We start from the raw sequence: 15,013 nt of genomic DNA, 5'->3' as shown, positions 1-15,013 counted from the left end.
CCACCTACCATCGCCGACAAGCCCGTTGCTGTCGCCGCGCCAAACGTGCTCAGCAAATAGTCGGTGTACAAATCGAGTTCTTTGTTCTTCATGGCGACAGGTTAGCGTATGCACTGCGTAACATCAGATAGTAAATGCCGCTTCCTCGGCAGCTTTCGCTTTGTCTTGCCCTGGCTCGTGAGATTTTAGACAGGTTATTAGCCAGCCATGCCTAGAGTAATAGTGCTAAATCGTGTGCAAACACAGAACTACCCGCACCATAGTTGACGAATAGCCTCAATTGGCCCTGTTTATCAAGAATATATGAACCAGCGCTATGGTCGACCGTATAGCTGCTGGTACCGCCCGAACCATTCGCTGCCGACTTCTGATAAACAATCTTGAATTTATCCGCCACCGTGCGTATTTCAGCCTGGGTGCCGGTAAGCCCGAGAAAGCTGGGATTAAATGCGGGTACATATTGGCTCAACAAGGCTGGCGTATCACGCTCTGGGTCAACGCTGACGAACAACACCTGCACTTGGTTCGCTTTTTCCCCCAGCTGCTTCATGGCAATCGCCAGCTCACTCATCGTTGTCGGGCAGACATCTGGACAATGGGTAAAGCCAAAAAACAGCACTACCGCCTTGCCCTTGAAATCGGAAAGATTCCGTGGCTTGCCATCATGACCGGTCAGACGGAACTCACCCCCAATAGGCGCACCAGTGACATCGGTGGATTGAAAAGCCGGCTTGGGCTGTTGGCTGCAACTGGTCAGGCCCAGCAACAACCCCAACAGGGTAGCGGTAATAATGGATCGACGCATGGTTTTATACCAAGGGATAGGGCAAGTAGTGGTCGAGCAGTAATGCCGCGAACAGCAACGACAAATAGAGGATGGAATAGCGGAAAGCGCTACGGGCCAACGCATCTGAATATTTGCGCCAGATACGCCAAGCGTAAGCCAGGAAGACGGCATCCAACACCAACGCAGCAAGCAGGTAGATCCAGCCTGCCATGCCAGTAGCGACCGGCAGCAACGTGACCGCGGTGAGAATAAGGGTGTAGAGCAGCACATGCAAGCGGGTGAAAGCTTCACCATGGGTTACAGGCAGCATCGGCAAGCCTGCCTTGGCATACTCTTCCCGCCGGTACAGCGCCAATGCCCAGAAGTGAGGTGGCGTCCAGGTAAAGATAATCAGGAAGAGAATCAAGGCATCGTGGCTAACGGTGCCCGTAACAGCCGCCCAGCCCAGGATAGGCGGCATCGCGCCCGAAGCCCCACCAATAACGATGTTTTGCGGTGTATTAGGCTTGAGAACCAAGGTATAGATGACGGCGTACCCAACAAAGGTGGCCAAGGTCAGCCACATCGTCAATGGGTTGACCAAGGTATACAGCAACCAAAGGCCAAAGCCCCCTACCACGCTGGCAAACAAGATAGTTTGCTGGCTGGTCACCTGGCCCCGGGGCAGTGGACGGGCCCGAGTACGCGCCATTACAGCGTCGATCTTCTGTTCCACGAGGCAGTTGACAGCTGCCGCAGCCCCCGCCACCAAGGCAATACCCACGGTGCCCGCCAACACAGGCAGTAAGGGGGGAAGTACCGGCATAGCCAGGAACATCCCGATGACAGCACAGAACACAATCAGCGCCACCACCCTGGGTTTGGTGAGCGCCAGGAATTCACGCAAACTTGCCCGCAACGATGGCGGCGCCTTACGCAGAATTGCAGTACTCATCATGACTCCATTCTTAGCTTCAAATAACACCCTGCCCTGCCAGGGTTACGCGGCGTGCATCTGCACCGTACCTAGCCGCTTACCAATCAATACAGAGCAAGGTGGGAACAACCTGAGGATGCCGAGCAGTATCTATCCCGACAAAGGGTACGAATAGGTGCATAGAACTGGTTCAATGCCTGCTGGGCACCAGCTTTACTGCGTTGAAAACACCTTCGAAATGCCCCCGACTGTCTTCACCTTGTACTGCACTAGCTCGCGAGACTATGAATCGGTTGCGGCACCATCGGCGCCGGGCGACCAGAGGCAAGACGAAAGTTCAAACACACCAGCAACACCAGCAACAAGGCAGCCCCAGCGTTATGCAAGACGGCCACCGGCAGTGGCAGATGCAAGACCACATTGCCAATTCCAAGCGACACCTGCAGCACCAGCGCCACCACAATGCTACCTACCAGACCACGCAAAACCTTTTGGCGATATAAACGCCAACTCAACCAGATGAGATAACAGAAGGTAATCAGCGCACCCACACGATGCAGCCAATGAATCGCCGTCAGATTCGCCATGGTCAACATACTGCCATCGGGTGCCTGGCCCAGTTCGCGTAGCACGTGGAAGGCATCGTTGAAATCCATGGTGGGCAATAGGCTGCCCTGGCAGGAAGGGAAGTCAGTACAGGCCAAGGCGGCATAATTGGTGCTCACCCATCCACCCAGGATGATCTGGCAGGACAAGATCACCAGCCCCAAGAAAGCCTGAAGGCGGAAGTCGGGCAACTCTGGCCGGGCAACCGACCAGTCGCGTTGCCGTAGCGTCAGCCATACCAGCATCGCCAACAGCGTCATGCCGCCAATCAGGTGCGAGGTGACGATAGCCGGCTTGAGCAACATGGTAACGGTCCATGCCCCCAACGCGCCTTGAAAACAGACAACGAAAAAGGTGGCAACGGGCAATGCTGGCGACTGGCGCAACTTTCTGCGCTGCCGCACCGCCAGCACCATCAGCACCAGAATCAGGAAACCCAAGGTACTGGCGAAATAGCGATGCACCATCTCTTTCCAAGCCTTGGCCAGACTCACCGGCCCGTGCGGCTGTTCGGCGTGGGCGGCACTGATGGATTCGATGGCATGGTGAGGTGTGACCTTGCCGTAGCAACCCGGCCAGTCAGGACAACCAAGACCGGCATCAGAGAGACGGACATACGCGCCGAGTACAATCAAGCAGAAAGTCCAAACAGCAGCCAACAGGGTAAGTTTCTTGAACATAAGCGCACTACCGGTGAAGCATTAAAGCCAAAATTTGCCAAAACGCGATGCGTAAACCCGCAGCCAGCAAGGCCTAGAGCAAACAGCCTACACAGATTCGCAAGCGCTGCCGACCTCACAAGCAAAAGCAGCGAGTCCAGCAGAGCATTTGCAACATTCCTTATGGGTTATCCGATGTTTTCGTTGTTCTTTAGCAACCCGGTCAGTTCTTTGATGACTTTTCGTGGTTCAGCCGTGCGTGGGTAACGCATCACTTGATTGCCAAGCGGGTCGATCAGATAAATGCTGTCATCAAGCTGCTTAGGTAGTGGGATGGGCTCCAGCGCATGCCGGATTTGTGCGCCATCCGCCTGTTTCAAAGCAGCAGCAGAGGGTTGACCGGTATCCGTCACCAGCCAGATCCGCTCGACCCGGTCCATCTCCTTGCCTTGGGCAAGCCGATATTGACGTAAGGCATACAAGGTATCGAGGCAGGAGCGATCGCAACTGGCGCTATCCGCCATCACCAGCAACCACTTGCCTTTCAGGTCGGCCAAGGTTGCGGGCGCACCTTCCGTTGTACTTAATTTGAATGTCGGTACCGGGCGTACCGGCAGCAGCTCGCCATAGCTCTTGCCCCCAGCAGGTTTCCAGATGTAGTAAGTCAGATACGACACCAGTACAGGCGCAATGGTGACAGCCAGTATGGCAAACAACGTCCAACGACGGCCATTCTTGGCCTGCTTAAGAGGGGCACTCATTGCTTAGGTCGCTTCCAATGCAAAACAATAAACAACACCGCAGCCAGCGCTGCGAATAAAAACCACTGCCCGGCATAGCCATAGTGCTTTTCCACGCCCAGGTCAGGCGCAGGCCAGTCTCGTATCAAGCTGTCTTCACCATCCAACTGATAAGCCAGCGTCGCCACCATTGGCGCTGAAGCAAGCCGGCGATAACGCGCCCAATCCAGGTTTTGCCATACGGGTCCGCGCTCCTGCGCAGCGACTAGTTCAACATAATGCTGCTGCGGCGACATCAGGCGTGCCATCAGCGTCACTTGTCCTGCGGGTACCGGTGCCATTGGCTGCACGCCTACCTGTTTAGGCAGCCACCCCCGGTTGACCAGCATCCAACGTCCATCAGCCAAAGCCAACGGCGTCAAAACATGAAAACCCGCCCTACCTTGGCTAACGCGGTTATCGAGGTAAATCTGCCCTTGTGGTTGCCACACCCCGGTCAGCTGAAAGCGTCGTTGCCAAACAGCCTCACCCAACTCACCCTGCCACGCCGTCACCGGCTGAGCATCACGCTGCGTCAGCAGTGCCGCCATCGCCGCCTTTTGCTGGCCGCGACCCAGCTGCCAATAGCCAAGGCGGAGGGTCAACGCAATAAACACCAGCGTAACCAATACCATCAGCCAGGTCGGGCGACGCAAAGGGAATGAGAAGGTCTGGCGAGGAGAAGACAAGGGCGGCTACACTCAGCTTTACTTTTGTTACTACCGCTACCGGCTCACCATGAAAATCATCATCGTTCTGCTGATCATCGGCATTCTGATCGCCCTTGGGTCAGCACTCTTTGCACTGATCAAACACAAAGGCAGTTCGGATAAAACAGTGAAGGCACTCACTGTACGGGTAGCTATGTCGGTGGGGCTATTTCTGCTGCTGATGCTGGCCGCCAAATTCGGCTACATCCAACCGCATGGGGTTAACGGCGGCTAAACAAATACCAATCGCAAAACAATGGTGCAACCAGTGCTGCACCATTTTCTTTTCATCCGTACTCCCGCGTTTCCTCACAAACAAAACGATTAACACTTCTTAAAGGTCTCGCGAGCTAAAGCGAGACAAGGCGAAAACATCCGAGGAAGCGGAATTTACATTGAGTAAATGAGCATTCTGAGGATGTTTTCAACGCCGTATCGCTGACGCGCAGCAGACCCGGCACCAGTCCTTATAGCCAGTAGACAAACACAAACAGAATCAGCCATACCACATCCACAAAGTGCCAGTACCAGGCAGCCGCTTCAAAGGCAAAGTGGTGTTCAGCCGTAAAGTGGCCCTTCAAGGAACGGAAGTACATCACCGCCAACATCAGCGCGCCGATGAAGACGTGCATGCCGTGAAAGCCCGTCATCATGTAGAAGGTAGCGCCGTAGACACCCGAAGCCAGGGTCAACCCCATATGACCCCAGGCATGCGAATACTCATACATTTGCAAGCCTAAGAAGAACGCCCCCAGTAATACCGTCACCAACAGCCCCAGCTTAAGCTGGGTACGGTTGTTCTTCATCAGGCCCCAGTGAGCAATCGTCAGCGTCACACCGGAAGTCAGCAGGATCAAGGTATTCCACGCAGGCAACCCCCAGGCCTCCATCACCTCATAGGGTTCAGTGCCGTTTGGTGCTACCGATGTGGGCCACATGGAACGGAATTCCGGCCAAAGCATCTTGTGCTCCATATTGCCCAGCTCCGGTACCGAGATGGTCCGTACATAGAACAATGTGCCGAAGAAGGCCGCAAAGAACATCACTTCCGAAAAGATGAACCAGCCCATCCCCCAACGGAACGACAAATCAACCCGGTTGGAATAGACGCCGCCCTGGGACTCCTTCACGACATCGCCAAACCAGCCAAACAACATGTAGATCAAGATGGCGAAACCCACCGCCAGCGAGCCAAAGCCAATGCTGACACCATTGACTGCCATTGAAGCGCCAAAGCCGATAAAGAAGAGCGCAAAAGCGCCGACCAAGGGCCACTTGGATGGCTGCGGCACAAAATAATCGGGTTGATGCGTTGCCATATTGTCTGCTCCCAGATGGGTTCTCGTTTATGCGCCGGTTGGTCCGGCCCTCTTATTTCGGTTCAGCTTGATCAGGCATCGTTTGCCTGAGAACCTGTCTAAAGTCTGCTACGCGTCGGCAATACCGCGTTGAAAACACCCTCGGAATGCTCATTTACCATTCGTAAACTCCGCTTCCTCGGCTGTTTTCGCCTTGTCTTGCCTTAGCTCGCGAGACTTTAGACAGGTTCTAAGCCGGCACAATGCTGCGGACCAATAGAATCAAGCTGCCAATAAATACTGCTGCGCAGATCAAACCCGCCAGGATGATCTGCACCGGAGATAGCTTCTGCAAATCCCCTTTGGAATCTTTTCCGCGGCGGATACCGGTAAACGCCGCCAATACAGCGCCGATTGCCTTGAATGGGTTCATGCTGGGCTTGGGCGGCTGATTATCCATAAGAATCCTCAAGCTTCAGGTGGTTTGCCGGCGGCTGTACCTGCCACCTCGAAGAAACTGTACGACAACGTAATGGTGTGAATATCGGATGGCAGCTTAGAGTCGACCACGAACACAACAGGCATGCGCCGCTTTTCGTCTGGCCGGAATGTCTGCTGGGTAAAGCAGAAACATTCCAACTTATTGAAATACTCTGCCGCCTTGGCCGGCCCATAGCTCGGTATCGCTTGGCCTACAATCGTCCGATTTGCATTGCTTTCTATGTCGTACATCACCTGCACAAGCTGCCCTGGGTGCACTTTCAAGCTGGTTTGCTCGGGGGCGAAACGCCACGGCAGATCACTACGCAGATTGGCATCAAATTGCACTGTCACCGTGCGTTGCAAGTCAACCTGGGTGTTGGTCACCTCATCAGGCCGCAGCAGATTGTTAATGCCTGTTGCCTGGCAGATCTGTTCGTAGAACGGCACCAATGCAAAACCAAAACCGAACATACCTACGGCCACCACCAAGAGCTTGGCCAACATGCGCCGGTTTTCGGCCATGACGCCGGTTGCACCTTGCAGTTCCTGGCTCACTTTATTGCCCCAAAATATACAAACGGGCCACGAAACCAACACCGATTGCAACAGCGATGCTGGCAAGGATCAAACCGGTACGCAGGTTCTTGTTTTGCATGGCTTTACCTCAGTGCAACTTCTGTGCGGCAGACAGTTTATCGACCAGTTCCACCGGCGGCGGCGTTTCCCAAGTATGGAAGGGAGCCGGCGACGGCACTTCCCATTCAAGCGTATGCGCACCTTCCCATGGTCTTTGCGGTGCAGGGCCAACACCACCACGAATGGCATGAATAACGTTGTACAGCAGAATCAGCTGGCCGAAACCGAACATCATCGCCCCAACCGAAGCCATGGTATTGAACTCGGTAAACTGAGTAGCGTAGTCAGGAATACGGCGCGGCATACCTGCAAGCCCCAGAAAATGCATCGGGAAGAAAGTAACGTTGAACCAGATCATCGACCACCAGAAGTGGAACTTGCCCATCTTCTCGTTGTACATATAGCCAGTCCACTTCGGCAGCCAGTAGTAAACCGCCGAGAACAGCGAGAACAACGCACCGGCCACCAATACATAGTGGAAGTGGGCCACGACGTAGTAAGTATCATGCAGCTGGATATCCACCGCTGCAATCGACAACACCACGCCTGACAGCCCGCCCAAGGTGAAAAGGCAGACAAAACCAATCGCAAACAACATGGGGGTTTCGAGGCTCATCGACCCCTGCCACATGGTGGCGATCCAGTTGAACACCTTCACCCCGGTGGGAACGGCAATCAGCGTAGTGGCGTACATGAAGAACAACTGTGCTGTCACGGGCATACCGACCGAATACATGTGGTGCGCCCAGACCATGAAGCTGAGAATGGCAATCGAAGAAGTGGCGTACACCATCGAGTGATAACCAAACAAAGGCTTACGCGAAAACGTCGGAATCACCTGGCTGACCACACCGAATGCCGGTAGGGCCATGATGTAGACCTCGGGGTGGCCGAAGAACCAGAAGACGTGTTGATAAAGTACGGGGTCGCCCCCACCGGCAGCATTAAAGAAGCTGGTGCCGAAATGGCGGTCGGTCAACACCATGGTGACTGCACCGGCGAGCACCGGCATCACGGCAATCAAAAGATAGGCTGTAATCAGCGTGGTCCAGCAGAACATCGGCATCTTCATCATGGTCATGCCAGGCGCACGCATGTTCAGGATGGTGGTAACAATATTGATCGCACCCATGATGGAGGAAATACCCATGATGTGGATGGCGAAGATGGTGAGGTCCATCCCCATCCCCATCTGGGTAGAAAGCGGCGCGTATAACGTCCACCCGGCAGCGGCTGCCCCGCCGGGCACCACGAAGCTGATCATCAGCAACAAAGCGGCAGGCGGCAGTAGCCAGAACGACCAGTTATTCATCCGGGCAAACGCCATGTCCGGCGCACCAATCATCAGTGGAATCTGCCAGTTCGCCAAGCCAGTGAAGGCCGGCATGATGGCGCCAAACACCATGATCAGGCCATGCAAAGTGGTGAACTGATTGAAGAGTTCAGGGCGGAAGAATTGCAAGCCAGGGGAAAACAGCTCCAGCCGAATGCACAGGGCCAGCACCCCACCGGAAATAAACATGGTGAAGGCGAACCACAGATACAAGGTGCCAATGTCCTTGTGGTTGGTTGCCGTCAACCAGCGCGCCAAGCCGGTAGGATGGTGATCATGGTGATCGTCGTGGGGCAGATCAGGAGCATGCGTTACGGTGGTCATCTTCTTGTCCTCTTTATCCGGCCATTACTTGCGAGCAGCTTTGATTTCAGCTGGCTGCAACACTTCGCCCGTACTGTTACCCCAAGTATTACGAGTGTAAGTAATGGCAGCGGCGATTTCGGTATCAGACAACGTCTTGCCCCAAGCCGGCATGGCGTTCTTACCATTAATCACCAAATTAATCTGGTCTGCTTTGGGCCCGGTCACCATCTTTGAGCCATCCAACGCAGGAAATGCACCCTGCCCTTTGCCTGAAGCTTGGTGACAAACCGCACAGTTGGCTTGGTAGACTTTCTCACCCCGCGCTTTCAAGTCAGCCAGCACCCAGGTCTTGTTTGGGTCGTCCTGGCTGGCTGCCGCCAGTTTCTTCTGCTCGGTCACCCAAGCATCGTACTTACCCTGGCTGACCACATGCACGACGATAGGCATGAAACCATGGTCTTTACCGCATAGCTCAACGCACTGACCGCGGTAAATACCTTCCTTGTCGGCTTGAAACCAGGTATCGCGGATAAATCCAGGAATTGCATCTTGCTTGACGCTGAAAGCCGGCACCCACCAGGAATGGATCACATCATTGGCGGTAAGCAGCACGCGGATACGCTTGCCAACCGGCACCACAACAGGGTTATCTACCTCCAATAGGTAGTTGTCATTGCGCTGTGGCTTTTCACCGGCGAAATTTTCGTATTGGTCCTGCGGCGTCTTCAGGCGGCTGTGAAAACTGATGCCTTCATCCAAGTAGTCGTACCCCCACTTCCACTGGTAACCGGTGACCTTGATGGTCATGTCCGTACCCCGGGTATCTTTTTGCGCGATGATGACTTTGGTGGCCGGCCAAGCCATAGCGACCAGAATCACGACAGGGATGATCGTCCAGATGATTTCCACGGTGGTGCTTTCGTGGAAGTTGGCAGCCTTATGCCCTTTGCTCTTACGATGTTTGAAGATCGAATAGAACATCACCGCAAACACCACAACAAAGATAACCGTGCAGATCACCAACAGAAAGGTATGCAGGCTATAGACCTCGCGTGCGAGATCGTTGACCGGTGTTTGTAGATTGAGCTTGTAGTCGGCAAAGGCTGAGTGACTGATGGCAAGCAGCAATGATGCAGCCAAGCCGGATACGCGGTTCTTCATATTGTCCCCATGACGGCACGCCCGCAGGCGCGGACGTCTTTTCCCTCTGCGCCGGTATTCCGGCGTCGTTTCGCTTTACCGCTCTACGTTGACCAGCGTCAGAGCTGCGGCAAAAAGTCGCACAATGCTAGCAGAGGAAGTAATGGGGCTACAACGAACAAAATCGCCCGAAGTCCTTATTTGATAAGCATTTCTGGTAAAAAACCGAATATTTGCTCTTGATTAAATTCGAATCTTTTATCAGCTGACAGGTAGGGAATCAACCCTAACCGAGGTGCCAAGATGTGGGTATCAAGGTAGGTCAGGTTTGCATCACGGGCGGCCATACCAGGGTCGACACAATTGGCTATCCACCCCGTCAATGCTAAGCCACTGTCTCGAATAGCTTTTACCGTCAGCATGGCATGATTGAGGCAACCGAGCCGTAATCCGACCACCAAAATCACCGGTAAACCCAGTGCTGCAGCCAAGTCTGCCATGGTGCGACTGTCATCCAACGGGGCGAGCCAACCACCCGCTCCTTCGACCAGCACAACGTCAGCGATTTCTGCAAGCTGAGTGTATCGATCGCACAACAGATCCAGGTCAAGTGTCACGCCAGCCGCGGTAGCCGCCAAGTGTGGCGAGATAGGTGGTTCAAATGCATAAGGGTTACGCAAGGCACGCTCGGCCTGCACATTGCTGGCAACAGCGTGTGCCAATACATCTTCGTTTTCAAGTTCACCGGCGGGACTACGGTTGCAACCCGAGGCAACCGGTTTCATGCCTACTACCCGATGCCCTGAATTGACCAGCGCACCTAATAGTGCACAGGTCGCCACTGTCTTGCCGACTTCCGTGTCGGTGCCAGTAATGAAGTAACCCGCCATTATTTGGCTCTCGGACGAAATTCGATGACCTGCCTGCCATCCGCAAAACCCAACTTTGGCGCGGGTTTCCAGGCATGCCCATAGACGACTTCATACGTTGCAGGAAGTTTGCCTTCCCGGCGCAGTTTTTCATAGGCAGCTTCTGCCCGTTGGAAAGCGGCCTTCCCCATCAAGCCGCGACGGCGACCTACTGCAACATTGTGTGCACCAATCGCTTTCAAATCGCGCATCGCCGATTTCATATCGCTATAGGTCAGCACGATTTTTTCCATATCCATTACCGGCGCAGAAAAACCAGCATGCGAAAGCGCATCGCCCAGGTCATGCATATCAATAAAGCGATTCACATGCGGCTTCGCATCGACCTCGGCAAAAGCGCCCCGAAGTTCAATCAAAGTATCGGGGCCAAAGCTGCTGAACATCAATAGGCCGTCCGGCTTGAGAACGCGGTGGAATTCACGGAATACCGTGTCAGGCTCGTTCAGCCATTGAATCGCGAGACTGGACCATACAAGTTCAAGTGAATTGTCCGCCAAGGGCAGCGCTTCCAGATCAGCGCAAACCTGCCAGCTACGCTTCTGAAATACCCGTTCCAACAGCCCGAGCTTGCCTGCTGCCACTTGCAACATCGACAATGCCAAGTCCAACTCCACCAAACGCGCGTCCTTGTAACGAGCGCGTAGTCGTGGTCCGGCATAGCCTGTGCCACTGCCGGCATCCAGCATCCGGGTAGGCGCAAGCTTGACCAGCTCAAGCCGCTCGAACATCCGATCGGCCACCTCGCGTTGCAGCACCGCGGCATTATCGTAACCCGCGGCAGAACGCTCGAAGGAGCGGCGTACTTGCTGTTTGTCGGTGTAAAAACTTTCCATTCGCTTGCTCAGGCAGTCCGACGACTAGTCAACTTCCCGTGCACCAGCTTGATCAGCATGGGCAGGAAGGACATCGCCACAACCGCCACAACCATTACCGACAGGTTGTCCTTGATGAATGGCACGCTACCAAACCGATAACCGAGCGTAACCAGCGATCCTACCCAGATCAACGTACCCAGCACGCTAAAGAACAGGAATTTGGTGTAAGGCATAGCGGCCATGCCTGCTACAAAAGGCGCAAAGGTACGAACAATCGGCAGGAAACGCGCCAGGGCGACGGTTTTCCCGCCATGGCGGCCATAAAAAGCCTTGGTGCTATCGAGATGATCGCGGCGAAATATCTTGGAATCGGGGTTGGCAAATAACCGCTCCCCAGCACGCCTACCCACCAGATAGTTGAGTGAATCCCCCAGAATGGCTGCCGTAATCAAGCATGCTGCCAGACCGTAAGGGTCCATTCCACCGGTTGCAGCAATGGCGCCGGCCACAAAGAGTAAGGAATCACCTGGCAGAAACGGCATCACCACCAAGCCGGTTTCGCAGAAAATAACCAGGAAAAGGATAACGTAGATCCACGGGCCGTACTCGCTCACCATCTGAGCTAGGAAAACATCGAGGTGGAGGATGATATCGATCAGATTAAAGTCCATCGCCAGCTTCTACTACATAAATGCTACGGTTTGTCGATTAATGACTGGTTTTACACAAGCCAAATGGCAAACTGCCCAAGCAGGACGCAGGTACGACAAACCGTACGCACATCAAGCTCGGGCAGAGGGGTAGAGCAATGACTTCGCGGATTAAACGACCGCTTCTTCTTTGACTTTGACTGGTCTGATCATGTTCTCACGTGTTACGCCCAGCAGCAGCAATAGAGGCGATGCAACCAACACTGAAGAATAGATACCGAACACGATGCCAATCGTCAACGCCATGGCAAAACCATGCAGTGCGGCGCCACCGAAGAACAACATTGCCAACACCATCATTTCAGTAGAGCCGTGGGTAATCACCGTACGGCTCATCGTAGCGGTAATGGCGTTGTCGATCACTTCCGGCACCGTCTTGCCCCGCAGTCCCGCCTTACGGAAATTCTCCCGAATCCGGTCAAACACAACCACTGACTCATTCACCGAATAGCCCAGCACTGCCAGCACGGCAGCCAACACGGTTAACGAAAATTCCCACTGGAAGAAGGCGAATACGCCAAGGATGATCACCACGTCATGCAAGTTGGCAATAATGGCCGATACCGCAAAACGCCACTCGAAGCGGATGGCCAAGTAAATGATGATGCCCAGGCAGACGATTACCAACGCGGTCAATCCATGCGTGACCAGTTCCTCACCCACGGAGGGGCCAACGAATTCCACCTTGCGTTGCTCAACCTTTGGGTCGCCCGTGCGCAGCTCAGCCATGACCTTCTCGGAGAGCGCGGCACTGGTGATGCCGGTTACATTCGGCAGGCGAATCATGACATCCCGGCTGGTGCCCAGGGCCTGCACTACGATCTCAGTATTCCTGCCGCTTAAATTCAGCGACTCGACCTGATGGCGAACTGTCAGCAGGTCGGTCGGCTGGCTGTAACGCACTTCCAGTACAGTACCACCGGTAAATTCAATGCTTAGGTTTAGACCTTTGTAGCCCAGGAAGAACACAGCCACGAGGAAGGTGAGCAACGAGATTGTCGTTGTCAGCTTCCCGTAGCTCATGAACGGGATATCTTTCTTGAAATGGAACATTTCCAACATGGCAATTCTTCCGGCTTATACGGCGAGTTTGCTGACTTTACGGCGATAACCGTAAATCAGGTTGACCAAGCCGCGCGATACCACCACGGCCGAGAACATCGAGGTAAGGATGCCCAGGCAATGCACCACAGCAAAACCACGCACCGCACCCGAGCCAAAGATCAACAGTGCTACACCGGCGATCAAGGTAGTGATGTTCGAATCCAGAATGGTGGCCCAAGCATGCTCGTAACCCGCTTTGATCGCGGTTTGCGGCGGTGAACCATTGCGTACTTCCTCGCGAATCCGTTCATTGATCAGCACGTTGGAGTCGATGGCCATACCCAACGTCAGTGCAATAGCCGCAATACCCGGCAACGTCAACGTGGCTTGCAGCATGGACAACAGCGCAATCAGGAACAACACATTGGCAGCCAAGGCAATCGACGCCGTCACACCGAAGACGCGGTAGTAAATAACCATGAACACCACGATGGCGGCAAACCCATACAGCGTGGAGTTAAAGCCCTTCTCGATGTTTTCCCGCCCAAGGCTTGGGCCGATAGTGCGCTCCTCAACAATCTCCATGGGCGCAGCCAACGAACCAGCCCGCAATAGCAATGCGGTGTCATTGGCGTCTGCAGTAGTCATGGAACCTGAAATCTGTACCCGGCCACCACCGATCTCTCCACGAATCACCGGTGCAGTCACAACCTGGCCCTTGCCTTTTTCCACCAGGATCATGGCCATACGCTTGCCGACATTCTCAGCTGTCAATTGGCGGAAGATATTGGCGCCACCACCATCAAGATTGATATGCACCGCAGGCTGATTGTGGTCATCGAACCCTGCCTGCGCATCGTTGATATTCTCACCTGTCAACTCTACATCGCGCTTTACCAGGATCCGCCGGTTGCCACGCGGGTCCAGTTCATCCATCAGCTCATAACCCGCCGGCACGTTGCCATTGAGCGCCTCAGCCAATTTGGATTGGTCATCCTCCACCATGCGCACTTCCAGCGTCGCAGTACGGCCAAGAATATCCTTGGCACGGGCAGTGTCCTGCACGCCGGGTAGCTGTACCACGATACGCTCTACACCTTGCTGCTGAATAACAGGCTCAGTCGTCCCAAGCTCGTTCACCCGATTATGCAAAGTAGCAATATTTTGTTTCACTGCATCCGTCTTGATACGGAACAACTCTGTCTCAGTCAGCGTCAACTTGAGACTGAAGTTTCCACCACTGGATTGCTCAGCAATCTGTACGGCTGGCAGGGCTTTTTCAATGGCGCTACGAGCGGCACGCAGTGTTTCCGCATCACGCAGCTGAACTTCTACACCATTGGTACCACGCTTGATGGCACCAGCGCGGATCTTCTTGTCCTTCAGCTCACGCCGGACATCGCCCGCAATGCGCTCAAAGGCCTTATCCACCGCAGCCTTCATATCGATTTCGAGCAGAAAGTGTACCCCGCCTCGTAGATCAAGACCGAGGAACATTGGGTGAGCGCCAAGCGCAGTCAACCAAGGGGGCGTATTCGGCAGCAGATTGAGAGCCACCACATAGTTCTCGCCCATGCTTTCCTGGATCAAGGTCTTAGCCTTGAGCTGGGTTTCCACGTCCTTAAAGCGCACCTTAAGGCTATTACCCTCAAGGAACAGGCCGGTCGGCGGCAGTTTCGCCGTACTCAACAGCTGTTCGACCTTGCCCATGACGGCATTGTCGACCTTGATGCTGGAGCGCGCGCCAGAAATCTGCACCGCTGGGCTTTCGCCATAAAGATTGGGAACGGAATAGACCAACCCAAGCGCCAGTGCAGCCAGGATGATCAGGTATTTCCAGAGAGGATATCGATTCATGGGCG

The 15,013-nt window shown here is 54.4% G+C and carries 17 protein-coding genes; 1 reads left to right on the top strand and 16 read right to left on the bottom strand.

What is annotated here, in order from left to right; translation table 11 throughout:
• Positions 1–211: 211 nt before the first annotated feature.
• From CSQ89_RS10185 to CSQ89_RS10165, 5 genes are all read right to left on the bottom strand, one after another.
• Complete coding sequence (locus tag CSQ89_RS10185; protein ID WP_186293367.1) at positions 212–805, bottom strand: SCO family protein; 594 nt, start codon at positions 803–805, stop codon at positions 212–214.
• 4 nt (positions 806–809) lie between these two features.
• Positions 810–1,724 (bottom strand): heme o synthase, encoded by a 915-nt coding sequence (cyoE, locus tag CSQ89_RS10180; protein ID WP_099406050.1) that lies wholly within the window; start codon positions 1,722–1,724, stop codon positions 810–812.
• A gap of 248 nt (positions 1,725–1,972) precedes the next feature.
• Positions 1,973–2,989 (bottom strand): COX15/CtaA family protein, encoded by a 1,017-nt coding sequence (locus CSQ89_RS10175; protein WP_099406049.1) that lies wholly within the window; start codon positions 2,987–2,989, stop codon positions 1,973–1,975.
• Positions 2,990–3,156: 167 nt separating this feature from the next.
• Entirely contained in the window at positions 3,157–3,729 is a 573-nt protein-coding gene (locus tag CSQ89_RS10170; RefSeq protein ID WP_099406048.1) for an SCO family protein, read from the bottom strand.
• A complete protein-coding gene (locus tag CSQ89_RS10165; RefSeq protein WP_139022829.1) occupies positions 3,726–4,436 on the bottom strand; it encodes an SURF1 family protein in 711 nt (236 codons plus the stop codon). Before CSQ89_RS10165 ends, CSQ89_RS10170 begins: the two co-directional genes overlap by 4 nt.
• A 49-nt stretch (positions 4,437–4,485) precedes the next feature.
• Here CSQ89_RS10165 and CSQ89_RS10160 point away from each other — a divergent pair, with 49 nt between their 5' ends.
• Positions 4,486–4,692: a twin transmembrane helix small protein gene (locus CSQ89_RS10160; protein WP_099406046.1), complete on the top strand. Its 207-nt coding sequence runs from the start codon at positions 4,486–4,488 to the stop codon at positions 4,690–4,692.
• A gap of 232 nt (positions 4,693–4,924) precedes the next feature.
• On the opposite strand, the gene CSQ89_RS10155 is transcribed toward CSQ89_RS10160, so the two are convergent.
• The 11 genes from CSQ89_RS10155 to secD all read right to left on the bottom strand — a co-directional run bounded on the left by CSQ89_RS10155 (position 4,925) and on the right by secD (position 15,008).
• On the bottom strand, positions 4,925–5,776 hold the full coding sequence (locus tag CSQ89_RS10155; protein WP_099406045.1) for a cytochrome c oxidase subunit 3: 852 nt from the start codon (positions 5,774–5,776) through the stop codon (positions 4,925–4,927).
• Between the two features lie 229 nt (positions 5,777–6,005).
• Entirely contained in the window at positions 6,006–6,215 is a 210-nt protein-coding gene (locus CSQ89_RS10150; protein ID WP_099406044.1) for a DUF2970 domain-containing protein, read from the bottom strand.
• 8 nt (positions 6,216–6,223) lie between these two features.
• Positions 6,224–6,793, bottom strand: coding sequence for a cytochrome c oxidase assembly protein (locus CSQ89_RS10145; RefSeq protein WP_308418138.1), 570 nt, complete (start codon positions 6,791–6,793; stop codon positions 6,224–6,226).
• Position 6,794: 1 nt separating this feature from the next.
• Positions 6,795–6,893 (bottom strand): cytochrome oxidase small assembly protein, encoded by a 99-nt coding sequence (locus CSQ89_RS23135; protein ID WP_222103427.1) that lies wholly within the window; start codon positions 6,891–6,893, stop codon positions 6,795–6,797.
• Positions 6,894–6,902: 9 nt separating this feature from the next.
• A complete protein-coding gene (gene ctaD / locus CSQ89_RS10140) occupies positions 6,903–8,531 on the bottom strand; it encodes a cytochrome c oxidase subunit I (RefSeq protein WP_099406043.1) in 1,629 nt (542 codons plus the stop codon).
• 24 nt (positions 8,532–8,555) lie between these two features.
• Complete coding sequence (gene coxB, locus CSQ89_RS10135) at positions 8,556–9,674, bottom strand: cytochrome c oxidase subunit II (protein WP_099406042.1); 1,119 nt, start codon at positions 9,672–9,674, stop codon at positions 8,556–8,558.
• A 176-nt stretch (positions 9,675–9,850) separates the two neighbouring features.
• On the bottom strand, positions 9,851–10,543 hold the full coding sequence (bioD, locus tag CSQ89_RS10130; RefSeq protein ID WP_099406041.1) for a dethiobiotin synthase: 693 nt from the start codon (positions 10,541–10,543) through the stop codon (positions 9,851–9,853).
• Complete coding sequence (gene bioC / locus CSQ89_RS10125; RefSeq protein ID WP_099406040.1) at positions 10,543–11,415, bottom strand: malonyl-ACP O-methyltransferase BioC; 873 nt, start codon at positions 11,413–11,415, stop codon at positions 10,543–10,545. The genes bioD and bioC overlap by 1 nt, the downstream gene beginning before the upstream one ends.
• An 8-nt stretch (positions 11,416–11,423) precedes the next feature.
• Positions 11,424–12,068: a DedA family protein gene (locus CSQ89_RS10120; RefSeq protein ID WP_099406039.1), complete on the bottom strand. Its 645-nt coding sequence runs from the start codon at positions 12,066–12,068 to the stop codon at positions 11,424–11,426.
• Positions 12,069–12,218: 150 nt separating this feature from the next.
• On the bottom strand, positions 12,219–13,166 hold the full coding sequence (gene secF / locus CSQ89_RS10115) for a protein translocase subunit SecF (protein WP_099406051.1): 948 nt from the start codon (positions 13,164–13,166) through the stop codon (positions 12,219–12,221).
• Positions 13,167–13,184: 18 nt separating this feature from the next.
• The gene (gene secD, locus CSQ89_RS10110) at positions 13,185–15,008 is read right to left on the bottom strand and encodes a protein translocase subunit SecD (protein WP_099406038.1); all 1,824 of its coding nucleotides are present in this window, start codon (positions 15,006–15,008) and stop codon (positions 13,185–13,187) included.
• Between the last annotated feature and the right edge of the window lie 5 nt (positions 15,009–15,013).

The organism is Chitinimonas sp. BJB300, from assembly GCF_002735695.1.
GTDB lineage: Bacteria > Pseudomonadota > Gammaproteobacteria > Burkholderiales > Chitinimonadaceae > Chitinimonas.
The sequence above is the reverse complement of the archived record's forward strand: the minus strand, read 5'-3'. Positions and strand labels throughout refer to the sequence as shown.